The sequence below is a fragment of the Bacillus sp. SCT118 genome, from assembly GCF_058566435.1.
In genome coordinates, this window is the sequence record NZ_CP191225.1 from 3961347 (window position 1) to 3976630 (window position 15284).

The window sequence follows — 15284 nt, forward strand, 5'->3', positions numbered from 1 at the left end:
GCGTTATGAAATTTCTTGTTTGTTTTGAAAGATTGCCGGAACAGGAATGGATGCCCACTTCGGTGTATTGTGATCAATCCGGACGACAACAACAGTCATATCGTCCTCAATTTGACCGGATCTTGTGCGGATGACTTCTTCCATAAGCAAATCGGCAATCTCCTGCGGGTCATTTGTTTTCAACCCTTTCATTTTACGCTTCATCCATAAGTCGTGATTTTCCACATGCTTAGGCCCCTCAAAAATGCCATCACTCATCATAATTAAGAGGTCACCCGCTTTCAGCTGTTCACTCACAACCTCCACATCGAATTCATTAATAATACCGATTGGCAGATTGCTCGCTTGAACTTTCATGACCTGGTCACCCCGTTTGATAAAGCTGGGCGTCGATCCAACCTTCAAAAATTTACAGCTGGCATCTTGAAGATCGATAATAGACAGGTCAAGCGTGGAATATATTTCGTCAGTTGTCCTTAGAGACAGTATGCTATTGATCGTTTTAATTGCTATTTTTTCATCAATTCCCGATTCAAGGATTTTTTCAAGAAGCTTGATCGTTTCATTGCTTTCAAAATGCGCTCTTGCGCCATTGCCCATTCCGTCACTGATTGCTGCAGCATATTTTCTGGCTCCAAGCTCCATCATGCTGTAGCTGTCGCCGGAGACAAGGCCGCCGCCCTTCGCAGCGTGAGCAGCTCCCGTGGACACCCTGTATGATTTTGTTGAACCAAAGGCGACATGGCTGTATCCATTCGGATGCGGAGAGTGCTGTTCGGCTTTCACAAGAATTTGTTCTTCCAGAATGTCAGACAGCATAGGGGCAATGATTTTTTCACTTTCTCCATGTCCGCTGAACGGAATGGTCATTTCAATATCGATATTTCCTTGTTCAAGGCTATAGATCTCGACATGCTGAATCTCAATTCCGAAATGCTGAAGCGCCTCTATGATTTGCTCTTCCTGCAGAAAGTGCTGTTCTCGCTCTCTTTTTATTTCCCGAGAAAAGTCGGCCATGACTTCAGAAACGCCTAAAAGCTGTTCAGCAACAAGACGCCTGCTGTCTTGGACTTTTTTCTTGAGTGTCAAATGGGCATGATGATGTGCGAGCTCATCCTCAATCAGCTCTTCAACCTGCTTTGATTTAGAACAATGCTGTTGAAACTCTTTTTTCAGCCTTCGGTTTGATGCATATTCTTTTTCCTCTGTTTCAAGCATAACTTGTTTCATTAAGTCATATGTTTTATCAAAGTTCTGTACCCAGCACCTGTTTTTCTTGTAGCACGTCTGACAGGAATGCTCCGTGATTTTGCTTAAGAACAGATCAACTTCGCTGTCATCTGTCTGTTCGTCTGATGCTTGGTAAAAGGTTGCAAAGCTTTCAGACAGCGCGTGAAATACATTGGAGAACTGGTCTACCTTCTGAGCAGTGACATCACGGATTTTTCTAGCGTATTGCTGTTGCTCTTGAAGATGCTCGACAGTTCCCGGAATATATCTCGCCACTTTCCTTGTAATAGATTGAGGTGTGAGCAAAAACAGGCCGACTGCGATTAATGACTCATAGAGCGTTGTCATCAGACCGGCAGAGCCTTCACCATATAAAGATATAAGAAGTGATCCAACGATCAGACCGATTGCTGCACCCGCTTTTTTTCCTTCCTTCAGCAAACCGCCTAATAAACCGGAAAAAGCAAGCAGACTCATCTGATAGAGGTTTCCGATATTCGCCAAGCCAAGAATCAGGCCGGTCACAACACCAACCGTACAGCCAATGCTTGCTCCGCCAATAAAGGAAAAACTCAATACAACATAACGAGCCAATATATGTTCTGCCTGCATTCCTTGGTAGGACAAGCCGGCCAGCCCCGTTAAAACAGAAGCAATAAGAATCATAAAGCAGATAATTTCCTCTATTTTTAATGATTGTTTCACTTTTTTCACAGTGAAAATCGGAAGGCTCTGGAGAAAAATCAGTGTTAAGATAAACGAAAGTCCAGCCTCAACGATAGCCATTACATAATCATAGGTTGTAAATACGCCATTTTGGGCATAAACAAACCCGGCTCTTGCTGCAGTCATGGAGAAGAACACGACAATCGGGAGTGCTTTTACACGATCGTCGGTAATGAAGGCAGCAACTTTAGAAAATACAAAGAATGCCAGCAATGCCGCCAGTATGAGCAATGAGTGCTTTGGAGAAATGGTCAGCGCACCTGCAAGCACAGCCAAAACCGCATAAAACGCTTTGTCTCTTCTGATGAGAAGCATCGCTCCAAAGAAAGGAAGTGCGAAAGGAAGCACTTCGGATAATATGAAAGCACGTCCAAGCAAAAATCCGATGACAACATAAATGAATCCTTTATAGAAAAACAGTGAATGCAAATGATGAGTCACCAGCTTCGTGCCCCTGTTAAAAAACGATTGGAGTTTTTCCAAAGCTTGTCCCGCCATTGGCCCGTTCACTCTTCTTTCTGCTTTTTCCATTCCTCTCATCTCCCACCTGTTATATTCGTTGCCTGTCATTATAGCGAAAGCACAGATAGGATTTTGTCAAAAGAAGGTAACAATACCAAAGAAATCTTCGACGGTTTCTGCCTTGATATTCGTTTATGTCCGAAATGTTGTCTAAAAATGAAAAAAATCGGCTTCTGCAAGAGAAACCGATTTTTTAGGATGACCCGTACGGGATTCGAACCCGTGTTACCGCCGTGAAAGGGCGGTGTCTTAACCGCTTGACCAACGGGCCAAACAAATATGGTAGCGGCGGAGGGGATCGAACCCCCGACCTCACGGGTATGAACCGTACGCTCTAGCCAGCTGAGCTACACCGCCATATTGTTTTGTGCTTCTAAGCACAAGTTATATAATACAAAGGTTTGTCTCTTTCGTCAACAGAAACTTTAATGTTGTAATTTTCTGACTCTTAAAGAGGGTGAGGATAATAAAAAAGCATCCGTCGGGATGAACGGATGCTTCATTTATTTTATAGAAAGCAGCAAGTTATCCTCTTCTTGCTCCGCGCCCTCCACGTTTTGATTCCGTATTGCGTTTTAAAGATGACAAGCGATCTTCGCTGTCTTTTAAAAACTTATTCATTTTCTGTTCAAAAGATTCTTTCGGACGGAAATCATTTCTAGGTCTGGCTTGCGGACGGTCTTTAGCTTTTTTAATAGATAAACCAATTTTCCCGTCTTTTTCAACGTTGATGACTTTCACTTCAACTTGGTCGCCGACTTTTAAGTGGTCGTTAATGTCTTTGACATAATTATCAGCTACCTCACTAATGTGAACGAGACCGGTTGAGCCTCCAGGCAATTCAACAAATGCTCCAAAATTTGTAATACCTGTAATTTTCCCTTGCAACTTGCTGCCAACTTCAATCGACATAAAAAAAGTGCTCCTCCTTAGGCTTATAAAAAGATCGTTTGCTTAATTATACCTAAATAAAAATTTAAGTGTCAACAAGGCTACTTGCTCTTCTTCTCCACATTGAAGATAATTTCTCCGTCTCCAGACATGAATAAGTCCCTTCTGGCAAGCTCTGTGACGTAATCCTCATCCTTCAATTTGGATATTTCTTCTTTTAAATCCGTTTGTTTTGTCTTTAAACTTTTCAGTTCTTTTTCAAGCTGTTCTTTCTTTTCTTCTTTTGCACTAAGGGAAGATGTTTGGGACCATACAGAGCTTGCCAGCACAATTGCCGTCAGGAATACTAGGGCGCCGAATACAGTTAACCGTCTGTACAGCCCTTTGCGTCTTCGTTTCTTCAGCTGATTTTGCCGTTCTACTTGTTCTTTATAGTCATTTTGTATTTCAGTTATCGTTCGTTCCCTGGAAAAATTCAAACCAGACGGTCCTCCTTTCATTTCTTCAAAAACCGTGTAATGGTCGTTCTTATGGTTATCAATAGTTTCTTCTTCTTTTTGAGAATTCCTGCACCTTTTTCAAAATAACGTCTAAAAGTTAGACGCATTTTCACAGGAAGAAGTTTCAAACATTGTTTCGCGATAAAACGGATCGGAAAACACAGAACCATGACTATTTTATATAGACACAGCAGGAGAAAACCAATCAGGCTGTATGTTTTATTGAATAAAAATGCCACCATCCAGATGATCGCTCCGCATGTCCACACAATAGGACGAAATAACACGTGCTGAATGAGTTTTTTGAAGAATTGATAAACAGAAACAACAAGGTAAATGATGAATTTCAGTATTTTTATATAGATTCGTTTGCAAAGGCTCTGATACGTCGCAACGCCCAGCAGAACCGCTAAAAAGATGTAAATCCTGAATTCTCCCTCATTTACATGAAGCAAGACATAAAAGAAAAGCAGCCCTTGCACAATCCAGAAAAGAATATCATGAATAAATAATAGCCATCTGGCTGTTTTGGCACGAATGACAAAGAGCCGGTATGTATCAAGCGAAGCACCAAGCCAGAGACCCATACCGGACATCGCCAGCATTGTATAGAATTGTGTCGTCAGCGTCATTTAAACAACTTGCTAAAAAACCCTTTAGCTTTATCCCCTTGTTGTTCGTCTAAGTACACTAAATCAAATACCCTGCCTTTAATCGAAACAATCCCTTTTTCCACATCAAGATTTTTCATCTGCAGGTTTTGGCCTCTGACGGAGAGCATTCCCATCACCGTTTCCAGCAGGAATTCTTCGTTATCAAAACTCTCCACATGCTTAACCCCAGAAATATCTAAATGCTTCCGGCCTTTCATTGTCACATCATGCTGTTCCGGAACAGACGAAGAACCTTTTTGATCATAATATGAATTCATCTATTCAGCCCCCATATCCTCGATACTTTTAGCATTATTACTGCATTGTATGAGGTGGGGGATTTTTTTAGAACAAGCCTATTCGCCGAGTTTTTCTTCTTTTAGAATCGTGTACATGTTTGCAGCTTCTTCTTTTTTCGTCGTGTCTTTCAATTCATTAACTTGAACCGTTACAAGCTTTTGGCCGAAGCGGACCGATAGTTCATCTCCCGGTTTTACGTCAGAGCTTGCTTTAGCTTGGTTTCCGTTAATAGAGATTCGTCCTTGGTCAGCTACTTCCTTCGCTAGTGTACGCCGTTTGATCAGCCGTGATACTTTCAAAAATTTATCTAATCTCATATCTATGATCTCCTCTCAGTTTCTTTTGCTTCATTCCACAGTTTGTCCATGTCCTCAAGGGACATATCAGCCAGCTCGACTCCCTTTTCCTTCGCTGTTTCCTCAATGTACGAGAACCGTCTCCGGAATTTGTCATTAGTCATGGCCAGCGCTTCCTCCGGCTCTATTTTGTAAAAGCGGGCTACATTCACCAGCGCGAACAAAATGTCGCCAAACTCGGCTTTAAGATTGTGTTCGTGAGGAGCTTCAGAAACCTCAGAAGAAAATTCTTTCATTTCCTCACTTACCTTTTCCCAAATATCGCTGACGTCTTCCCAGTCAAAACCGACCTTCGCTGCTTTTTTCTGCAATTTAGCAGCTTTCGAAAGAGCTGGAAGGGTTTTCGGTACGCTGTCTAGTAACGATGATTCAGATGTATTTTTTTCGGCCTTTTTTATATCTTCCCAATTGGCCAAAACATCGTTTTCATCCTGAACCTTAACATCTTTAAACACATGGGGATGTCTTCGGACCATTTTTTCACTGATTCCTTTTATGACATCATCAATTGTGAAATAACCTTCATCTTCACCAATTTGCGCGTGAAGCAAGACCTGAAGCAAAACGTCGCCAAGCTCTTCGATCATATGGTCTGTGTCTTCTTCGTCAATAGCTTCGAGAAGCTCATAACATTCTTCAATCATGTACTGCTTTAATGACTGATGCGTCTGCTTTTTATCCCACGGACATCCATTAGGTCCGCGAAGCTCTCTGATGATGCTTCGGAACGTGGAGAATTCGTGATAAAGCAGCTTCTCTTTTTTAATCGGCGGAATATACACACTTGTTAAGTTGTTCAAGGCGACATTGCGGTCCAGCTCAAATAATGGCACTGTCCTGATCTCCTCACCACGGCTGCCTGCTGCAGTCACAATGACGACCTCATAATCATCAGGCAGCTTCTCCATCAATGTCAGCTTGACTTCAGAAGCCGTCATTTGGTCGTAAACCTGACATATGATCAGATGATGTCTGAGCTCAAGCTCATCCGCGGACAATGTGCCGGCATCCACAAATTGAAAACCTTCAATCGGGTCAATTTGCAAAGAATTAAATGTGGCATCAAGAAAGCTTTGTCCTCCCGCTACTTTCACTTGAACATTTTCCTTTTCCTGCCGCTCCGTCAGCAGCTGAACTGTTTTTTCTGCGACAAAAGGGTGTCCCGGCACAGCATAAACCACGTCCTCACGCCGCGCCGCTTCAAAGAGGATATCAGCAATTTCTTCATATACCGCCTCGAACTGATCATGTTTCTCATATATATCATCAAAGAAACGGATGTTCTTCGTTTCTTTTTCAAGCTCCTCAATTAAAGGATGATCCTTGGTTCTGACATACAGCGTATCTGCCTTCGTCAGCAGCTTGTGTATACCAATTGTCAATTGGTCCATGTCTCCGGCACCAAGTCCGACGACAGTAATTTTACCAGCCATTTTGTTCTCTCCTTCTCATGAATTTGCTTAACTTGCTGCCGAATGGCACACTGTTCAGCTCTTCATCTGTAAATATTCCCAATCTCATCATACAATAAATAAACACCGCGCCACCAATGACAACAGCAGAAAGACTCTCAATCACAGCCGCTCCTCTTCCTGTTGCAGGAAACAAGAAAGTCCATAGACGCGTATACGCAAGCAAAACAGCTGACATCAAAAGAGCAGATCCAATAATCGGAATCAAAACGCCTCTAAGCTTATCGAGCCATTCCTTTTGCCGAAGCTGATACAAGTTAAGGCCGGCGACAGCCGCAAAGGAAGCCGCCGTCGCAAGCGATGCGCCTTCAATCCCATAGCGCGGAACCAAAAGTGTGTTTAACACCCATTTCACTGCAACACCCGCTCCCACCGCTATCGCAGGAAAAACTGTGTACCCCGCTCCCTGTAAGACTGCCGCTGCCGTTACCGCCAAGGATGCAAATAAAATGGAGCAGCTAAATACTTGTAACGCACCTGTCCCTTCTCCATTTTGAAACAGCATGATATTCACCGGCTTTAGAATGCAAATCAACCCAGCCGATGCGCCCGTACCGAGCACAAGGCATAGTTTCAAAGATGACGTGATTTTTTCTTTCATGATCTTCAGCTCATTGTTTTTTACGGCCATAGAAATATACGGAACGAGTGACGTCGCAATGCTCACCGCGAAAATTGAACCGAGCTGCAGCAAGGGTTGTCCCCTATCATAGATCCCCTTTAGGCGTTTTGCTTCTTCGCTTGCCTCACCGCCCGAAAGCAATGCATATAAATTCAAAGCATCAACAAGCTGGATAAACAAAAGCAGCAAACTGCTTACACAGATTGTAACCGAATATAAAAGCAGTTTTTTCGTCAATTCTTTTGTTGTGATGACATTTTCGTTTTGCCTATCCGTTTGGTTGTCTCTTTTCGTTTTGAACCAAAAAAACCCCAGTATCACCAATGCAACCAAACTTCCGGCAAGAGAGCCTGAAGCGGCTGCCGCTCCCGCAGTATAAAGCGAGGCTCCCTTTTTCACGAGCCAAAATGATAAACCCAAGAGCACCGCAACACGCAGAAACTGCTCTGTCATCTGTGATAAGGCTGAAGGGAGCATTTCGTGCCGCCCCTGAAAACCGCCTCTAAGCAATGCGACAAATGGGAACAGCAGAAACGCGTACGCGGCCACTTGAATTAACACGGCTAGATGCGAATCCCCCATAAAGAGTGCAATAGGAACAGCACCCAGATATAAACAAAGAAATAATAAAATACCGATTAAAGACAAAAATAACGCTGATATTTTTAATATGGTGTGATGATTTTTTTCACTATAATCATTCATCAGCTTTGAAATAATGACTGGAAATCCTGATGTGGACAGCATGACCGCAATACCAAGAAAGGGATATACCTGCTGATATATATAAAATCCAACATCGCCGACAATGTTTTGAAACGGGACTCTGTAAACGGCACTTAAAATTTTTGTGATGACGCCTGCCAGAATTAAAACAAAAGCCCCCTGCCAAATCCAATGCCGTTTAACGCCTATTGAATCGTCCATCCAAAAGCTCCTTCCCAACGTCAGGGGCAATACGGTTCACGTATTACCGCGGCACAAATAAAAACGAGGTTATTATACCACATCCCAACCCTTGGATTCCTTTTTCGGCACGCATGAAAAAGAACAGCGTCCCAAGGAGAGCTGTTCTTTACATACCTATTTTCGAAGAAAGGAATAAGACCTACTGTTCCATTTGACGAGCCAAAAATCCAGCTGCTGTTTCAACGGCTTTATGCTCTACTTCGCCCATTGTCTGATCTTTTGAAAAGATTACCACAGCACCTATCGGATCACCGTTCGCCACAATTGGGCCGACAGTATAAGAATTCATGTCCTCATCAATTCCATTCACAAGCTGTACTGATTTCGCATCACTCTCAAGCACGGAGCTGCGCTGATCCATTGTTCTTTCCAGCATTTCGCTGATTGACTTGTTTAAGTAATCTTTTTTGGAGCTGCCGGACACGGCAATATATACATCACGATCACAAATCAGCACTGAATGGCCGAGGCTGTCGTAAAGCGCGTCTGCATACTCCTTTGCAAAGTCTCCAAGCTCACTGATCGGAGAGTACTTTTTCAAAATCACTTCTCCGTCACGATCTACAAAAATCTCAAGCGGATCGCCTTCCCTGATTCTCAGAGTTCTTCGAATTTCTTTAGGAATCACGACCCGACCTAAGTCATCAATACGACGTACGATACCGGTTGCTTTCATCTCTGGTGCCTCTCTTTCATTTGATGGTATATACATGTGGGAAAGACCTAAAGCAGTTACTTTATGTACCTTCCGCCTCGCTTGAAATTAGTATCCGTCACATCAAATGTAATATACACCAGAGAGTAACAAAATTTACGTTGATGAAATGGTTTGCTTTTTCACATCTTTTAAGCCCTTCAGCATGCCCAGCACGGTGTCGAGCCATTCATCAGCACTACGGCCTTTCGTCTGTATGGAGATTTTGAGTTTTTTCCCTTCCATTCCCAGTCCGATTTGTCTGCCATATTGATTGCCAAGCTCAAACAGCTTCTGTCCGTCAATTTCAGCACTTGCTTCTTCAGAAATCGTCAATCTGACAGCATCTTTATCCTGCTTAATCAGTTCGACACGTTCCTGTCTCGCATAGACCTTCATTTCTGCAACAGTAAACAAGTATTCGACTTCTTTTGGATAGTTTCCAAAGCGGTCGATCATTTCATCTTGAAGCTCATTCTTCTCTTCGATTGTCGCCACAGACCTGAAGCGTTTATACATATCAATTTTCTGTTTGCCGTCTTGAATATAAGTTTCCGGAATATACGCATCAAGCTCGACATCAATTTCTGTTTCAAACTGCTCTGTCTTCGCTGTGTCTCCTTTACGCTCCTCAATGGCCTCCTTCAGCATTTGTGAATAGAGGTCAAATCCGACCGAATCAATGAAGCCATGCTGCTGGGCACCAAGAAGATTCCCGGCTCCGCGAATCGTTAAGTCACGCATTGCGATTTTAAAACCGGAACCTAGCTCTGTGAATTCTTTAATAGCCTGCAGCCTTTTTTCAGCCACTTCTGTCAGCACTTTATCCCGGCGATACGTGAAGTACGCATACGCCACACGGTTAGAACGACCGACACGCCCCCGCAGCTGGTAAAGCTGAGAAAGTCCCATCTTGTCGGCGTCAAATACGATCAACGTATTGACGTTCGGGATGTCCACGCCAGTTTCGATAATGGTTGTGCTGACGAGAACGTCTGATTCTCCTTCAAGGAAACTTAGCATAACGGTTTCTAATTCATTTTCTGTCATTTTCCCATGCGCATATGCTACCTTCGCGTCAGGGACTAGCATTGAAATTTCATCCGCTTTCCGCTCAATGTCCTCTACCCGGTTGTACAAGAAATAGACTTGGCCCCCGCGTGCAAGCTCACGTTCAATTGCCTCTCTGACAAGAGCTCCGTTGTATTCCACAACATACGTCTGTACAGGGAACCGATTTTCCGGCGGAGTCTCGATGACTGAAAGGTCCCTTACGCCAAGCATAGACATATGCAGCGTACGCGGAATCGGCGTTGCTGTTAACGTTAATACATCAACATTGGCTTTTATTTGCTTGATCTTTTCTTTATGGGTTACACCGAAACGCTGCTCTTCATCAATGATGAGGAGCCCTAAATCTTTATACACGACATCCTTTGATAGCAGCCGATGCGTCCCGATGACGATATCAACCGTTCCGTTTTTCAGCCCTTTGATTGTTTCGTTTGCTTCTTTTCTCGTTCTGAACCTGCTGAGAAGGCCGATATTAATCGGATAGTCCTGGAAGCGCTCTTTTATGGTTTCATAGTGCTGCTGTGCCAAAATTGTTGTCGGAACGAGCAGAGCTACCTGCTTTCCGTCACCGATCGCCTTAAACGCGGCACGTATGGCAACCTCTGTTTTACCGTAGCCCACATCTCCGCACAGCAAGCGGTCCATCGGACGTTCTCTTTCCATGTCTTTTTTGATTTCGTGAATAGAACGGAGCTGATCCTCAGTCTCTTGATAAGGGAAAGCCGATTCGAATTCACGCTGCATCTCATGGTCAGGAGAAAACGCATAGCCCTTGCTCGCTTCTCTTTCGGCATACAGCTTAATTAAGTCATCAGCAATATCCTGAACGGATGTCTCTACTTTTTTCTTGACCCGCTTCCATTCACTTCCGCCTAATTTATACAGCTTTGGCTCTTTTCCTTCGGAGCCGACATATTTTTGGACCTGATCAATTTGTTCTACAGGGACGTAAAGCTTGTCACTTCCCTGATAATGTATATTTAAATAGTCTTTATGAATGCCGTTGATTTCAAGAGTCTCAATCCCCAGGTATTTTCCGATCCCGTGATTAATATGAACGACATAATCTCCAATTTGAAGCTCAGAATAGCTTTTGATGCGCTCTGCATTGGTAAGCTTCTGTTTTCGCGGCTTCTTCTTTACACGGTTTTTGAACAGTTCTTCTTCCGTGATAACGGCAAGCTTCATTAACGGCAGCTCAAATCCCGATTGGAGCTCGCCTTCCATGATATAGACCTGTCCCTGAACAAGCGCTTTTTTGCTGTCTGTCACGGCGGCCTCGATATCATAATCAGCCAAAACAGATGACAATTTCTGTGTACGTTCCTTGTTTGCTCCTAAGAACACAACAGTGAAATTTGATTTTTTAAAACGCTCCATTTCGCCCGCAAGCACGTTCATTTGGCCATGGAAACTCTGCATTTGCCGGCCTGACACATTGACGATATTTTGCGGGCTCGTATGGTGTACATGCCGCAAAAATAAAGAGTAGTACAGCAGAGGCCGTTTTTGCTCAGCCACTATTTTTTGGAAGCTGAATGACAAACGAATGTCATGCAAAATCTTCCCTTCCTCAAGAAGATTTGTGATAAACTCCGCTTCTTCTTTTTGAAGCTGTTCTTCCATCTCATGAATCCGACTGACTTCATCCAAAATCAGAAGTGTATTATCAGGTGTATAATCTAGTAAACTAGCAGGCTTTTCATAGAAATATGAGAGATACTTCACGAGCTCCTGATCTGTCTGGCCTTCAGACAAGCGTTCTTTATCGTGAGAAATATTCGCATGAAGTATTTCTTTTTGTTTGTCAGCCTTTAATTTTTTCAGGCTCGCGGCAAGACCACTATCGATTTTCTCCATCGCCCGCGCTTTTTCTTCCGGTCTGATAATTAATTCCTTCGCGGGACCGATATTGATCGAGGTAAGGGTCTCAATTGACCGCTGATCATCTGAATTAAAGCTGCGGATTGAATCCACCTCGGTGTCAAAAAGTTCAATTCTCACCGGATTCTCTGAAGTCAACGGATAAATGTCAATGATTCCACCGCGAATACTGAATTCCCCGGGCGCAGAAACCATATCAGACCGCTCATACCCTACCTCTACCAGCCGTGAGGCAAGCTGGTCAGGTTCGATATCATGGCCTACTTGAATGAGCATCTGGCTGCTTTTCCACACCTCTACAGGCGGCAGCATTCTTCTGATTGCAGCTACCGGAGCAACGACAATTGGCGCTTCTCCATTCGTTAGTCTATTAATGACATCTAATCGCTGTGCCCGCAATTCAGGGCTTGCAACTGCGATTTCTGATGAAATGAGTTCATTGACGGGATACAAAAGGACAGACCGATCCTCTAGAAGTGAAGTCAGATCATCTGTTACTTTCTGGGCTTGATATAAGTTATGGGTGATTAGAAAGATAGGCTTATTCGTTTCATTAGCCAGAGCAGAAGTAAAAACAGAACGCGCGGAACCCGACAGACCCGCGAGCAGCTGTTCCTTCAGGCCCTCGTGTAAACCGTTGATGATGGATTTAAAGTCATCGCTTTCTTTTATAAAGGTTTGAATGTTGTCCATATGGCCCCTCCTCTCTGTTTCCTGTGAGAACAGAAAAACGCTTTGGTCTAGTGTCTACACCAAAGCTTTTTATTGAATAAATGTGTGATTTTCGTGGTAATGCGGATTTCGGTCAAGCGCCTCTTGGCAGTCTTCACATATCGTCAAAACATGGACATCTCCATTTTCTTTATAAGAAATCATATCGTTTCTTTCCTCATTTGTTAAGTGCTGAAATCCAAGTGAGTCTGTCGATACCATTGAAGATTCGAGACTGCCTACTTTCACTCCGCAATGACGACAATAATAATGCAAAGCCATACAAGGGACCTCCTGATGAAAAAGTCATTTTGGTGTAGTATGGACTTTGTTGTTACATTTTATACCTTTGCGTTAAATTCGTTCATGACTTCTAAAAACGGTTTACTCAAAGAAGCCTCACAAGCCTTCACTGATTTATCAACCGCTCCTTCGATCTCAGGTGCCTCCTCCTTGGTAAAGGAGCCTAACACATAATCAACGACCTTCATGCCGTTTACAGGCCGGCCGATTCCGATGCGGATACGGTCAAACTCGGATGTACCAAGATGCTGGATCAGTGATTTGATGCCATTGTGCCCTCCGGCGCTTCCTTTCGTTCTTAAACGGATCTTGCCAGTAGGAAGGTCAAGGTCGTCGTAAATGACTGTCAAATCTTCGTTATCGACATCATAGTAGTCCATTAAAGGCCGCAAACATTCTCCTGATAAATTCATATATGTAAGCGGTTTTACAAGTAGAACCTTTTTGCCGGAAACAAATCCGGTTCCGTATAATCCGTTAAATTTATTTTGATTCAGCTCTATATTCCATTCCTTTGCAAGCTGATCTATCACCATAAATCCGACATTATGCCGTGTATTTTCATAGTTCTTCCCCGGGTTTCCGAGACCGGCAATCACAAGCATGGCGAATCCTCCCTTAGTCACATAACTCCCGTCTTCATAAACGGGCTATAATTCTTCTCATTCTAGCACAAAAGACGTAACCGCGGGAGGGTTACGCCTTAAGCTATTATTGTTCGTTTTCACCTTCTGGCTGAGCATCGGCAGATTCCTCTTCATCGACCTCAGCTGCTTCCTGCTGCTGCGGAGGAAGGATTGAAGCCACAACCTCATCTGATTCATGATTAAAGGAGTAGTCACCGCCAGCAGGCAAATCCGCAATCGTCAGTACTTCATTTACATCGAGGCTTGAAATATCAGCCTCAATCGTTTGCGGAATGGCTTTTGGCTTGGCCTTTACAGTAAGTGCATATAACGGCTGCTGCAGTACGCCTCCGTTTTTCACTCCAATGGCTTCTCCGGTCAGATGAATCGGAACTTCCACTTCAATGTCCTCACTCATATTAACTACTTGAAAATCAGCATGAGTGATTTCATTTTTCAGCGGATCCGTCTGCAGGTCTGTTACCATGACTGAGTGTTTTTCTCCGCTGACCTCAAGCGTAATGACTGCATTTTTGCCTTCGTCCCTCAGCGTTTTGATGAGCTCCACACTGTCTAATGACACAGGTTTGTTGCCCGTATCCTTCCCATATATGATACCTGGAACATGTCCTGAAGTACGGATATTCCGAAGAGACGAACGAGTAAAGTCCGTTCTTTCTTTTGCCGTTAAAGTTGCCATATTCAGCACCATCCTATTGTCGTTTTAGTTGTCCTATTACAAACAATACCCAAAACGATAAAGGTTTAAACCTTTCAAAATCGGTTTAGCTGAAAAGGTAGCTGACTGATTGCTGCTCATGAACGCGAATAATCGCTTCGGCCAGAAGCGGTCCGACTGAAAGCTGCTTAAAGCGTTCAATTTTCTTTTCTTCAGGAAGCTTGATGCTGTTTGTCACAACAAGCTCTTTAATTGTTGAATTATTAATCCGTTCAACCGCAGGGCCTGATAGTACAGGGTGTGTACAGCATGCATATACTTCTTTCGCTCCGTTTTCAACGAGCGCATTAGCAGCAAGTGTAATCGTACCTGCAGTATCAATAATGTCATCGATGAGGATAGCAGTCTTCCCTTCGATGTTACCTACAATATTCATGACTTCCGCCACGTTTGGACGCGGACGGCGTTTATCGATAATCGCAATCGGCGCTTTTAGTCGGTCAGCCAGTTTGCGGGCACGTGTCACACCGCCATGGTCTGGTGAAACAATGACGATATCTTCAAGATTTTTGCCTTCAAAATATTCTCCTAAAATCGGAACACCCATTAAGTGGTCAATCGGTATATCAAAGAATCCTTGAATTTGCGGCGCATGCAGGTCAAGTGCAATCACACGAGTCGCACCGGCTGTTTCAAGCAGGTTAGCGAAAAGTTTAGCTGTGATTGGCTCACGGGATCTTGCTTTTCTGTCTTGACGCGCATAACCGTAATAAGGAATAACAATGTTAATCGTTTTTGCAGAAGCGCGTTTTAACGCATCTACCATAATCAGCAGTTCCATAATATGCTCGTTAACGGGGTCACTTGTAGACTGGATGATGTAACAATCACATCCGCGAATACTTTCTTCGATATTAATTTGGACTTCCCCGTCACTAAATCTTGTGACAGAACATTTCCCTAATTGAACTCCAACTATATCTGCGATTTCTTTTGCAAGCTCTGGATTCGAATTCAAAGAAAAAATCTTTAAATTCTTATCTCCGTATTGATTAGACATGGATAAACCTCC

Annotated in this window: 14 protein-coding genes and 2 tRNA genes; all 16 read right to left on the reverse strand. The window is 43.4% G+C overall.

Annotated features, from left to right (window positions below; genetic code table 11):
• Positions 1 to 3 precede the first annotated feature (3 nt).
• Positions 4 to 2487, reverse strand: coding sequence for a stage II sporulation protein E (gene spoIIE / locus ACQVGT_RS20345; protein ID WP_015482694.1), 2484 nt, complete (start codon positions 2485 to 2487; stop codon positions 4 to 6).
• Positions 2488 to 2677: 190 nt separating this feature from the next.
• A tRNA-Glu gene (locus ACQVGT_RS20350) sits at positions 2678 to 2749 on the reverse strand.
• Between the two features lie 9 nt (positions 2750 to 2758).
• Positions 2759 to 2835: transfer RNA gene (locus ACQVGT_RS20355), tRNA-Met, on the reverse strand.
• Between the two features lie 168 nt (positions 2836 to 3003).
• The gene (locus ACQVGT_RS20360; RefSeq protein WP_003218379.1) at positions 3004 to 3390 is read right to left on the reverse strand and encodes a S1 domain-containing RNA-binding protein; all 387 of its coding nucleotides are present in this window, start codon (positions 3388 to 3390) and stop codon (positions 3004 to 3006) included.
• Between the two features lie 80 nt (positions 3391 to 3470).
• The gene (gene divIC / locus ACQVGT_RS20365) at positions 3471 to 3848 is read right to left on the reverse strand and encodes a cell division protein DivIC (protein ID WP_003243211.1); all 378 of its coding nucleotides are present in this window, start codon (positions 3846 to 3848) and stop codon (positions 3471 to 3473) included.
• A 17-nt stretch (positions 3849 to 3865) separates the two neighbouring features.
• On the reverse strand, positions 3866 to 4501 hold the full coding sequence (gene yabQ, locus ACQVGT_RS20370; protein ID WP_015382570.1) for a spore cortex biosynthesis protein YabQ: 636 nt from the start codon (positions 4499 to 4501) through the stop codon (positions 3866 to 3868).
• Positions 4498 to 4800, reverse strand: coding sequence for a sporulation protein YabP (yabP, locus tag ACQVGT_RS20375; RefSeq protein ID WP_003226714.1), 303 nt, complete (start codon positions 4798 to 4800; stop codon positions 4498 to 4500). Before yabP ends, yabQ begins: the two co-directional genes overlap by 4 nt.
• Positions 4801 to 4878: 78 nt before the next feature.
• Positions 4879 to 5139: an RNA-binding S4 domain-containing protein gene (locus tag ACQVGT_RS20380; RefSeq protein WP_015382569.1), complete on the reverse strand. Its 261-nt coding sequence runs from the start codon at positions 5137 to 5139 to the stop codon at positions 4879 to 4881.
• 2 nt (positions 5140 to 5141) lie between these two features.
• Positions 5142 to 6611 (reverse strand): bifunctional methyltransferase/pyrophosphohydrolase YabN, encoded by a 1470-nt coding sequence (gene yabN, locus ACQVGT_RS20385; RefSeq protein WP_015382568.1) that lies wholly within the window; start codon positions 6609 to 6611, stop codon positions 5142 to 5144.
• The gene (locus tag ACQVGT_RS20390; RefSeq protein WP_015382567.1) at positions 6601 to 8199 is read right to left on the reverse strand and encodes a putative polysaccharide biosynthesis protein; all 1599 of its coding nucleotides are present in this window, start codon (positions 8197 to 8199) and stop codon (positions 6601 to 6603) included. Before ACQVGT_RS20390 ends, yabN begins: the two co-directional genes overlap by 11 nt.
• 181 nt (positions 8200 to 8380) lie before the next feature.
• A complete protein-coding gene (gene spoVT / locus ACQVGT_RS20395; RefSeq protein ID WP_003218365.1) occupies positions 8381 to 8917 on the reverse strand; it encodes a stage V sporulation protein T in 537 nt (178 codons plus the stop codon).
• A 135-nt stretch (positions 8918 to 9052) separates the two neighbouring features.
• On the reverse strand, positions 9053 to 12586 hold the full coding sequence (gene mfd / locus ACQVGT_RS20400; RefSeq protein WP_014478601.1) for a transcription-repair coupling factor: 3534 nt from the start codon (positions 12584 to 12586) through the stop codon (positions 9053 to 9055).
• Between the two features lie 69 nt (positions 12587 to 12655).
• Positions 12656 to 12886 carry an anti-sigma-F factor Fin gene (gene fin / locus ACQVGT_RS20405; RefSeq protein WP_015482693.1) on the reverse strand — a complete coding sequence of 77 codons (231 nt, stop codon included), beginning with the start codon at positions 12884 to 12886 and terminating at the stop codon, positions 12656 to 12658.
• A 59-nt stretch (positions 12887 to 12945) separates the two neighbouring features.
• Positions 12946 to 13512, reverse strand: a complete 567-nt coding sequence (gene pth / locus ACQVGT_RS20410; RefSeq protein WP_015382565.1) for an aminoacyl-tRNA hydrolase — start codon at positions 13510 to 13512, stop codon at positions 12946 to 12948.
• A 106-nt stretch (positions 13513 to 13618) separates the two neighbouring features.
• The gene (locus ACQVGT_RS20415; protein ID WP_003243443.1) at positions 13619 to 14233 is read right to left on the reverse strand and encodes a 50S ribosomal protein L25/general stress protein Ctc; all 615 of its coding nucleotides are present in this window, start codon (positions 14231 to 14233) and stop codon (positions 13619 to 13621) included.
• An 85-nt stretch (positions 14234 to 14318) separates the two neighbouring features.
• Positions 14319 to 15272, reverse strand: coding sequence for a ribose-phosphate diphosphokinase (locus tag ACQVGT_RS20420; RefSeq protein ID WP_003218353.1), 954 nt, complete (start codon positions 15270 to 15272; stop codon positions 14319 to 14321).
• Between the last annotated feature and the right edge of the window lie 12 nt (positions 15273 to 15284).